This window comes from Calditrichota bacterium, from assembly GCA_013152715.1.
Lineage (GTDB): Bacteria > Zhuqueibacterota > Zhuqueibacteria > Thermofontimicrobiales > Thermofontimicrobiaceae > 4484-87.
In genome coordinates this window covers 1-9,599 of sequence record JAADFU010000017.1, presented here as the reverse complement: position 1 = coordinate 9,599, position 9,599 = coordinate 1, and the positions used below count along the sequence as shown (strand labels likewise).

The 9,599-nt window shown below is 46.2% G+C and carries 7 protein-coding genes; 3 read left to right on the top strand and 4 right to left on the bottom strand.

Annotation, left to right across the window (positions count from 1 at the left end):
* Positions 1-106: 106 nt before the first annotated feature.
* Both GXO74_01490 and GXO74_01485 read left to right on the top strand, forming a co-directional pair.
* Positions 107-487 carry a hypothetical protein gene (locus GXO74_01490; protein NOZ60333.1) on the top strand — a complete coding sequence of 127 codons (381 nt, stop codon included), beginning with the start codon at positions 107-109 and terminating at the stop codon, positions 485-487.
* Between the two features lie 326 nt (positions 488-813).
* On the top strand, positions 814-1,548 hold the full coding sequence (locus tag GXO74_01485; GenBank protein NOZ60332.1) for a tRNA 2-thiocytidine(32) synthetase TtcA: 735 nt from the start codon (positions 814-816) through the stop codon (positions 1,546-1,548).
* Between the two features lie 38 nt (positions 1,549-1,586).
* Here the strand turns inward: GXO74_01485 and GXO74_01480 are convergent, their stop codons facing one another.
* On the bottom strand, positions 1,587-4,016 hold the full coding sequence (locus tag GXO74_01480) for a BamA/TamA family outer membrane protein (protein ID NOZ60331.1): 2,430 nt from the start codon (positions 4,014-4,016) through the stop codon (positions 1,587-1,589).
* Positions 4,017-4,044: 28 nt separating this feature from the next.
* Positions 4,045-5,196: an MFS transporter gene (locus tag GXO74_01475; protein ID NOZ60330.1), complete on the bottom strand. Its 1,152-nt coding sequence runs from the start codon at positions 5,194-5,196 to the stop codon at positions 4,045-4,047.
* 147 nt (positions 5,197-5,343) lie between these two features.
* Between GXO74_01475 and GXO74_01470 the strand changes: the two genes are divergently transcribed.
* Positions 5,344-5,601, top strand: coding sequence for a HEPN domain-containing protein (locus tag GXO74_01470; protein ID NOZ60329.1), 258 nt, complete (start codon positions 5,344-5,346; stop codon positions 5,599-5,601).
* A 112-nt stretch (positions 5,602-5,713) separates the two neighbouring features.
* On the opposite strand, the gene GXO74_01465 is transcribed toward GXO74_01470, so the two are convergent.
* Positions 5,714-7,972: an NADP-dependent malic enzyme gene (locus tag GXO74_01465; GenBank protein NOZ60328.1), complete on the bottom strand. Its 2,259-nt coding sequence runs from the start codon at positions 7,970-7,972 to the stop codon at positions 5,714-5,716.
* 404 nt (positions 7,973-8,376) lie between these two features.
* Positions 8,377-9,426, bottom strand: coding sequence for a PorV/PorQ family protein (locus GXO74_01460; protein ID NOZ60327.1), 1,050 nt, complete (start codon positions 9,424-9,426; stop codon positions 8,377-8,379).
* Positions 9,427-9,599: the final 173 nt, after the last annotated feature.

Here is a 9,599-nt window from a genome sequence, read left to right as displayed (position 1 = left end):
GGTTCAAGCCGAATTTGCCACGCCGGCGGTGAATCGGCATTTTGAAATTTTGTTTAAGCGTGGCAAATCGGCTTAACCGCAAATCGTTAAGGTGCGATAAAATAAAATGACAAATATTGAGCAGTTCATACGCGATTTGAACAAAGCGTGGTTAGATGGTCGTTATGATGATCTTTACGACTACTATGACAATGCCGTCGTCATGCTTCCTCCTGGCTCAAGCACGCCCATCGTGGGCATCGAGCCAATGGTTGAAAGTTATAGGAAATTCGGTTCGAGCTGTACGATACACAAGTTTGCTATCGCAGAGATCACGCTTTATAGCTGGAAAAAGGTGGCCATGTGCCACTTAAAGTTCGAGATAGATTATGAGATCAAATCCGGCCGATTCAGGGAAGAAGGATTGGAGATCTATGCCATTGACACTTCCGGCGCAAAGCCAAAAGTTGTTTGGCGTACGCAGCTTACCCTACAAACAAACGCCTAATATTATCTTAACTTTGTTCTGGCATAATCGTGATAATTAAAGAAGTATTGGAAAATACAAACGATAGAAAATGTCATATAGAAACTAAAGCGACAAAGGTTCAAATTTTTATTGAGCACAAGAACGCCTTCGGCGTTCATCATTAGTGCCACAATCGTTGTCTGCTACAAATGTTAATCCGCCTGCGGCGGATTTTTTCGTTTATTCACCTCAAAAAATCACCTTGACTTTTTCATTTTTTTCCCCTATTTTGTCTGTCCGTTACGATAGCCTGGCAATTTTTTTTCAACTAAAACTAATCAGAAAAATCGGATAACGAGAACACCATGGCCAAAAATCTCCACGAATTCATCCGCAAAAACATGGAATTAGCGATCAATGATTTTGATCTGATTCAGCCGGGCGACAGGATTTTGCTGGGTTTGTCCGGCGGCGTGGATTCGTTTGTTCTGTTGAAGATGCTGACGGGCAGAAAAGTCTTTGTGACTAACGATTTTTCCGTGAAAGTCGTGCACATCGATCTGGGTTTCACGGCGCCGGATTATCACCATCTGGAAAAAATTGAGGCATTCTTGCAGGAAAATAATTACTCCTACCTCATCGACAAAACCGACATCGGCGTTTACGCTCACAGCGAAAAAAATAAGAAAAAGCCCTGCTTCACCTGTTCCCGCTGGCGCCGGAAACGAATGATCGAGCTCGCGGACGAATTCGGCTGCAATAAAATTGCCCTGGGCCATCACAAAGACGATGTGATTGAAACGCTGCTCATCAATATTTTTTACGGCAGAGAAATCGGCTCCATCAATCCCAATCAGGAATTATTCAACGGAAAATTTCACATCATCAGACCTTTTGTCTACATCTGGGAGCACAAATTGAAAGAATACGGCAAGCGGCACGATTTTCCGGTGTTCAAAAATCCTTGTCCCACGGCAGGAAACACACGCCGGGAGTTCATAAAGCAACTGTTGAAAGATTTGAGCAAACACGACCGCTTGATCAAAGAAAATATTTTCAAATCCCTGTATCATGTCAAACACGACTATTTGTGGTCTTGAAATTAGTTTCGGATTTGGAGTTCCGAAACTTTAAACCATCAAAACTTATACCCCATGATAACATAGAATTGATTTTGATATTTTTGCTCGCCAGTCATGTTTTTTGTCCCGCGGCTGAAAATCAACTCCAGCGGTCCGATCGGGGACAGCAGTTTCACGCCGAAGCCAAAGCCGTAAAGCGTATTGAACGGATATGTCACGTCAGCAATGCGATAGGAGCTATTCACGGCGACATTCGCCATAATTTTAAAAAAAACGTCTTTTTTGTGCTCATACCGATAATCCAGTCGAAAAATCGTCAACTTGTTCCCGGTCAACTGATCGAATTCCAGCCCCACAAAATATTCCGGTTTTCCTTTGTTGAAATATTTGTAAATGGGCAAATCTTTTGAGCCATCGCCGTAAAAGCCAAAAAATCGCAGCATATTTTTTTCATTGGGACTGAAATAAAAATCTCCGGACGCCTCGAAACGTTTGAACGGCAAATCTGTCTTCAGTTTTTGAAAACTCTGCTCATATTTGGCGTTGATTTGAAAACCGTTGTGCGGCAGCAGGACGTCATCGAGCACGTCGATGTCGAGCGCAAAAGAGAGTTGATGTAGCTCATCCTTCCACTCAGACAAGCCACCGCTGTAAGGGAAACCGATCTCTGGTTTGATGTTCAATCTTTCCTGCTGATACTGAATCTCCAGATCGAACGAGCGGAAAAGCTGAAATCCGATGCCTCCTCCCCAGCGAAAACTTCGGTCGCGATAGCTGGCAATTTTAAAACCCGCGGATCCAAAAATCCACGTCGGAATATCTTTCATCTCGATATACACAAACGGATAAATGGGCAAATTCAACGCCCGAGAGGGGTAGGAAATTTTGCCGCGGAAGCGATTGAGTCCGGCGAATTGCAGCTCATTTTCGAAACGAATTCCCGGAATGAACAAATTCGTCGCCTGCCCGCTGACCACGCCGACCAGCCGATAGTGATCATCATACCGCACCCCGACTCGCAGACGCCGAATGGGGAGTTCCTTCACGCGAATTTTTAGAATGACACCTTCTAACGCTGGCTCTATCGAATATTCCAGATGCTCGAAATATCCCAGACCGTACATTTGCATGATCTGGCGACTCAGTTTCTCCACATCCAGCCGATCACCGGGTTTGAATCCGAGCAATTGGTAAATGAAGGAGAACGGTAGATGTCGATTGCCGGAAATATCCACACGAAAGATTAGTGGTTTTTCCCTTTCAACGACGCGCAGGAATAATCTCGCCTGATTCTCGCGGTAGGGAACAATTTCGTAGGAAATTTTCCGAAAAAGCCCGCTGGATTTCAATTCGGCAATACCCCGTTCCAGAATTTTGCTATCGAAAATTTGTCCTGGCGAAAGATGCAATTTTGAAAAAATAAATTCATTTTCGACAGAGCGATTTCCGGTAATCTGAATGTCATGAATCCTCACAGAGTCCCGTGTAACCTGCTCGCTCGCCTCATTGAACAGCCGGTTCAAATGATATTTTTCTTTCAAGGCAAGCAGTCGTGGCAGCGCTGCTTTTGCCGCTTCATTTCCTCTCTTTATCAAGACCTTGATTTTTTCGCTCTCAAAATCCCCCGTCGTAAAGCCGCGGACATTGGGCTTGATCAACAAATCGACATACTTCAAATTCTTCCGTTTGCGCTCAATGCCTAACAAAGTCACCGTTTGATTGAGTACATCGATGGCGCTATTCAATTCCTTGCGTGATTTCAACGGACTTTCCACATCCACGGCAATGATGATGTCCGCGCCCATTTTTTTTGCCACGTCTGCGGGCAAATTGTTGACAAGGCCGCCGTCTACCAACAGCGAGTCTCCCCATTCAACCGGACTGAATGCCGTAGGAATCGCCATTGTCGCGCGCAGGGCTTTTGCCAGAGAGCCGCGGTGCAAAACAACTTCGTTTCCGGACACCAGATCCACTGCCACGCAGCGGAAAGGAATCGGCAGTTGATCAAAATCTTTGACTCTTTCAAATGGAAATGTGAGACTGGTGAAAAGCAGCAATACTTTTTGCCCGTAAATGAGCCCGCTCGGCGGAATCGGCTTGACTCCTTTTAGATAAAATTCGAGTTGATATTTGCCGGTTTGCTTTTTCTCAAAATAGGGCAGCATTTTGCGTGGCGGCTTGTCCGTAAAAATTTCTTCCCAGTCGCTGCGCCGGGCTAACTGTTCCAGTTCCACGCCCTTGTAGCCGATGGAATAGAGTCCTCCGATGATCGCCCCCATGCTGGTTCCGGCGATGTAATCCACCGGAATTTTCAGCGAATCCAGCATTTTCAAAATGCCGATATGGGCGAATCCCTTGGCGCCGCCGCCGGAAAGCACCAGGCCCACAGAAGGTCGTTTCCGCGAAAATTCATTCACTCCCGCAAAACAAAAATTTGATTCGCCAAACAAAAGTAAAATGATAAAGAAAACAGTAAGTCTTCGCACAGTAGCCTCCCGAAGATGAAGCCTGATTTCATCTCTTCTTTTCTTTTACAAAAAACAACAACCCGATGGAAACAAAAGTCATCGCCATTGACGCGGCAAAGGGAACCGGTTTGCCAAAATTATCCCAGAGAAAACCAGCAATCACCGACGCCGGTAGCGCGCAAAGGCCGGTTACCATTTGATAGCCGCCAATAACGCTGGCTTTGAATTTTTCGGGCGCCAATTCTGCGATCATTGTTTTGCTCACCGGTTCAAACGCGCCTTTGTGCACGCCGTACAGCACAAATCCTGCCAAAATGATCCATTTCGTTTTCGCGGCGATGAAAATAACGCACACGAAAATCCAGAGCAGATAAGCCAACCAGAGCACATTTTTCCTGCCGACGCGGTCGGCTAATTTACCGAAAGGCAGAGATGTTGCCGAAGCAAAAATCGTGTAAATCAGATAAAGTACCGGCACAAAGGCCGTACGAAAGCCCAATTCTTTGGCAAAAATCAGCAGAAAAGAATAGCTGAAAGACGCCAGCGAAAAAATTGCGCTCAATGAAAACAGCAGACGCAAATTGTTGTCCAAATGACGAAAATCGTATCCTTTGAAAACCCGACGCCGATCCGATTTTGGCTCGGCGATGAAGATGAAAATCAGCAGTGCGCCCAACAGCGTGGGAAGCGCCGCCAACAGAAATAATTTTTGATAGCCCAGATGATCAATCAGAAGGATGCAAGCGAGAATTCCCATCACCGCGCCCAGATGATCCATGGTGCGCAAGACGCCGAAATTTCTGCCGCGATCGGCGTCAGTAGAAATTTCTGCCACCAACGCATCCCGAGGCGCGCTGCGAATTTTCCCGCTGCGATCCAGCACGCGAAACGGAATCAGATGCTGCCACGTCGTCGAAAGCGCGTATCCGATGCGAGAAAATGATCCGAACAAATAGCCGACCCAGATGAAAATTTTCCTCCGCCGCAGCCGGTCGGAAAAATATCCGGACAACGCCTGCGAAACGGAAACGATAGCATCGCCGAGCCCGTCGATGAAACCCAGCACAGACATATTCGCATGAAGAACAGTCGTCACAAACAAAGGCCAGACCGGATAAATCATATCCGATCCAAAATCGTTCAGAAAAGAAGCCAGCGCAAAGATGCGGATCGTTTTTCGCTTCTCGTTTCCTGCCATGTTAAAGGGGTCTCCCCGAAATATTTTTGATTCAGGTAAAATGACAATTTTAAAACGGAGCAATTTTAGATTGGTTTCAAATATTCAGTCTGAAAGATACTCCCGGACTGATTTACCGACCAATAGCCGGAAGCGGCGAAGTAGTTTATGAATCAGAGAAACAAGTACTCAGCTGACATTTCTCCTGCAAAGTGGCTCGAAAATGCCAAAAACGATCTCAAATTGGCCGAGATTGGAGCTCAATACGATGTAATCGCTTCGCTCATTTGTTTTCATGCTCAGCAAGCTGCAGAAAAAGCATTCTGCCGCGCAGTACGAACCTTCCGCCAAAAGCTAACATGCTTAAATTTGAAATCGCCAAAGGCGCTTTTCCATTCGCGAGAGCCATCATGGCGCGATAGTTAGAAAAAAGCTTTGCGTCTTTCGAGACGTGGTGGCTTATTTTTTTCTGCCTTTGAACAAAAAAGGCTCCACAAGCACGCCTGCAGAGCCTTTTGTAAAAATATCTCCTCAAAACTTACTTCTTATTCTCTTGCTCTTGCGCTTCCACAACCCCGATTGCCGTCATATTGACAATATCGTTCACCTCGCAACCGCGCTGCAAAATGTGGACGGATTTCTGTAATCCCATCAGGATCGGACCGATAGCTTCCGCGCCGCCCAGACGAATGAGCAATTTGTAAGCAATATTGCCGGCGGCCAAATCCGGAAAAATGAGCACATTTGCGCCACCCTTGAGCGAAGAAAACGGAAAATCACTTTCCAGCAACTCCGCAACCACAGCAGTATCCGCCTGCATCTCCCCGTCGATCATCAAATTGGGAGCTTTTTGTCTGGCGATTTCTGCGGCTTGTTTCACTTTGATCGACTGTGAACTTTCCACGCTGCCGAAATTTGAAAAAGACAGCATGGCGACGCGCGGCTCAATATCAAACCGTCGGGCTGTTTCAGCGGTCAGAATGGCAATATCTGCCAATTCCTCAGCCGTGGGCTCAATATTTACCGTCGTGTCCGCAAAACAGAAAATTTTATTTTTGAACAGCAGCATGTACATTCCTGCGACCTTGGACACATCATCGCGCTTTCGGATGACACGCAGCGCCGGACGAATTGTGTCCGGGTAGTGCATGGTCAAACCGGCGATGACCGAATCCGCGTCTCCCATACGAACCATCATCGGCGCAAAAAATCGCGGCTGTGCGATCAATTTTTTAGCGTCGAACATCGTGACGCCTTTTCTCTGGCGAAGCCGGTAATATTCTTTGCAATAAGCATCAAATATCGGAGATTCGGTAGGATTAATAATTTCCAAATCCGGAATATCCAATTGAAGCTCTTGAATGCGCTTTTTGATAAATTCAGGTCGCCCCAACAGAATCGGTTTTGCGATTTTTTCCTGAACGACAATATTCGCGGCGCGGAGAACTTTGTCTTCTTCGCCTTCGGGATAAACCACGCGTTTCGGTTTGCGAATCGCTTTGTTGATGACGAAACGCATCATTTCGCGAGACCGACCCAGACGCGCTTCCAACTGCTCGCGATATTTATCCAGATCGACTTTAATTCGCGCCACGCCGGTATCCATTGCTGCTTTTGCCACGGCCGGCGCTTCCCAGAGCAAAACGCGCGGGTCGAACGGTTTGGGAATGATGTACTCTCTGCCAAAAGCAATTCTTTCCACGCCGTAGGCTTTGCACACAGAATCCGGCACATCTTCTTTTGCCAGGTCTGCCAGCGCATGGGAGGCAGCAATCTTCATCTCATCGTTGATCGCCGTGGCGCGCACATCAAGCGTGCCGCGGAAAATGAACGGAAATCCGAGCACATTATTCACCTGATTGGGGTAGTCCGACCGTCCCGTCGCCATGATGACATCTTTTCTGGCGGCAACCGCCTCTTCGTAGCGAATTTCCGGATCAGGATTTGCCATGGCGAAAATGATCGGATTGTCTGCCATAGAACGGACCATATCCTGCGAGACAATATCAGCGATAGAAACGCCAACAAACACATCGGCTCCCTTCATCGCTTCTGCCAGGGTGCGAGCTTTGGTATCGCTGGCATATTTTTCTTTGTAAGGATTCATGCCTGCTTCACGGCCTTTATAAATCACGCCTTTGGAATCGCACATGATGACATTTTCTCTTTTGGCGCCCAGGGCAACATAAAGATCAGCACACGCAATTCCGGCAGCACCGGCGCCATTAACGACAATAACAATCTCTGCCATTTTTTTCTTTGCCAATTCCACCGCATTGAGCAGCGCTGCGCCCGAGATAATCGCCGTTCCATGCTGGTCGTCGTGAAAAATCGGGATATTGCATGTCTTCTTCAAATTCTCCTCAATATAAAAACACTCCGGAGCTTTGATGTCCTCCAAATTCACGCCGCCAAAAGTCGGTTCCATCAGTTGAACCGCTCGGATGATTTCATCGGGGTTTTCCGTATTCAATTCAATATCAAACACATCGATGTCAGCGAAGCGTTTAAACAAAACGCCTTTTCCTTCCATCACCGGCTTGCCGGCGAGCGGGCCTATGTTGCCCAGTCCGAGCACTGCCGTTCCGTTCGAAACCACGGCAACCAAATTTCCCTTCGCCGTGTACGTGTAAACATCTTCGGGATTTTTTTCAATTTTGCGACAGGGCTCCGCTACGCCAGGCGTGTACGCCATTGAAAGGTCCCTTTGAGTGACGCATGGTTTTGTGGCAATGACTTCAATTTTCCCGCGTCTTTCTCTACTGTGGTATTCCAATGTTTCAAGTTTTAAGTCCATAATTCGCGCGAAATTTTTGTTTCGCTTCACTCACCTCCTTCGGGATTGTAACTTATCGAGCTAATTTCTTTTTTTAATTTTGTCCGAAAACCAACGCTAAAAACAAAATGACCTGATTTTGCGCTGATCGTCAAAATGCAGGTCAGTTTCAAATAAACAAACTGAAAACAATATAAGTAAATCTTTTTTCATTGTCAAGAATTATATTTTTATTCTGCATTTTTTGTAATTCTTAAAACAATATTATGCCAATCGTCCTTTCTAAATAATTATATTACAGAAAACAGAAAAATTTAATTGCTTTGATACTTGAAAATTATTGAACCGCTCCCCTGCCGTATCACATATATTTTAATACAATCACATTTTTTATTTCAGCGAAAAAACATCTGAGTGAGCACCTTTTACGGAATGCCAATGACAACAGAAACCTGATGGCCGGAGCCAAGCATTTTGTAATCGCAAAATCCGTAATCCAGCGAAAGATCAATTTTGTCGATGCGATAACGGAACCCAAGGCCGGCAGAATAGCTTGATGTCACGTAAGAATCATTCTGCTCCAGAGAAATTCCCCGATATCCGGCGCGAAGCATGAACATTCCCCGCCATTGATATTCAACGCCAATATTTGCCTGTAACAGACCATCGCGCGGATCCACGGTGTCGGTTGCGATGATAATTTTATGATTCTCACTTTGCGCTAATTGTCCCTGTCCGCCGATGATTTCCATGGCTAATCCCAGTCGAAAAAGCAAAGGCAGCCGCCATGCCGAAGTTTCCAGAAACGCTGACGAAGAAATGGTTTCATTTTCGCTCTTGTACCAATCATGATCAATCTGCAAATTTTTCCCGCCAAGATGCATTTCCGTGCCCAAATTGCTCAAGCTCACCCCCAATTTCATTCCTAAAACGCCGGTGTCGAGCAAAGAACCGACATCTATTGCCACGCCGTTTGCCGTGAGACTGTACGCGCCCTCGCGGACATATTTGAGCGTAATTCCCAGACTTAAATGATCCGTAAAATATCTGCCGTAGGAAATGGCGAGCATCATCGACTCCCAGGAAAAATATCTGCCAGTTCCCTGCGGCTGATCCAAAGTCGTAACTTCCATTTCTCCGGAATTCAAAAATAATGCGCTCACCCCCACGGCATTGGACGAATTTACCGGATAAACAAACCCGAGAAAACTGTACGACAAATCCAAATAGAGCTGATTTTGCGAGCCGATGAAAGAAGGGAATTTGATTCTCGGAATGCCCGCCGGATTCCAGTAAAGCGCCGCCGGATTTTCGGCGATGGCAACACCGGCTTCACCCAAGGCATTCTCCCGCGCGCTGACGCCGAATTTCAAAAACTGCCCGGCTGAAGTGCCGGTACGATTAATGGTTTGCCCGGGAAGAGAAATATTGAAAATTAAAAGCAGCGAAATAATGCCAATAAAATATTTTCTCATTAGAGAACCTGTTTAAATTTATTTTCGTAACTCCCAAAATTTCTGTAACTACCCTTTCAAAGGTTCCAAACATTGAAAGGGTTCATTTTTTTCTCTGTGTCCTCGGTGCCTCTGCGGCGAGATCCAAACTCACTTTTCAGTAAAAGAAACCGTAATCCCCAGATTCACTCTTC

Coding starts and splice junctions, on each gene's coding strand:
- GXO74_01475 (NOZ60330.1), bottom strand. CDS start 5,196: ATGGCAGGAAACGAGAAGCGAAAAACGATCCGCATCTTTGCGCTGGCT.
- GXO74_01490 (NOZ60333.1), top strand. CDS start 107: ATGACAAATATTGAGCAGTTCATACGCGATTTGAACAAAGCGTGGTTA.
- GXO74_01460 (NOZ60327.1), bottom strand. CDS start 9,426: ATGAGAAAATATTTTATTGGCATTATTTCGCTGCTTTTAATTTTCAAT.
- GXO74_01470 (NOZ60329.1), top strand. CDS start 5,344: ATGAATCAGAGAAACAAGTACTCAGCTGACATTTCTCCTGCAAAGTGG.
- GXO74_01465 (NOZ60328.1), bottom strand. CDS start 7,972: ATGGACTTAAAACTTGAAACATTGGAATACCACAGTAGAGAAAGACGC.
- GXO74_01485 (NOZ60332.1), top strand. CDS start 814: ATGGCCAAAAATCTCCACGAATTCATCCGCAAAAACATGGAATTAGCG.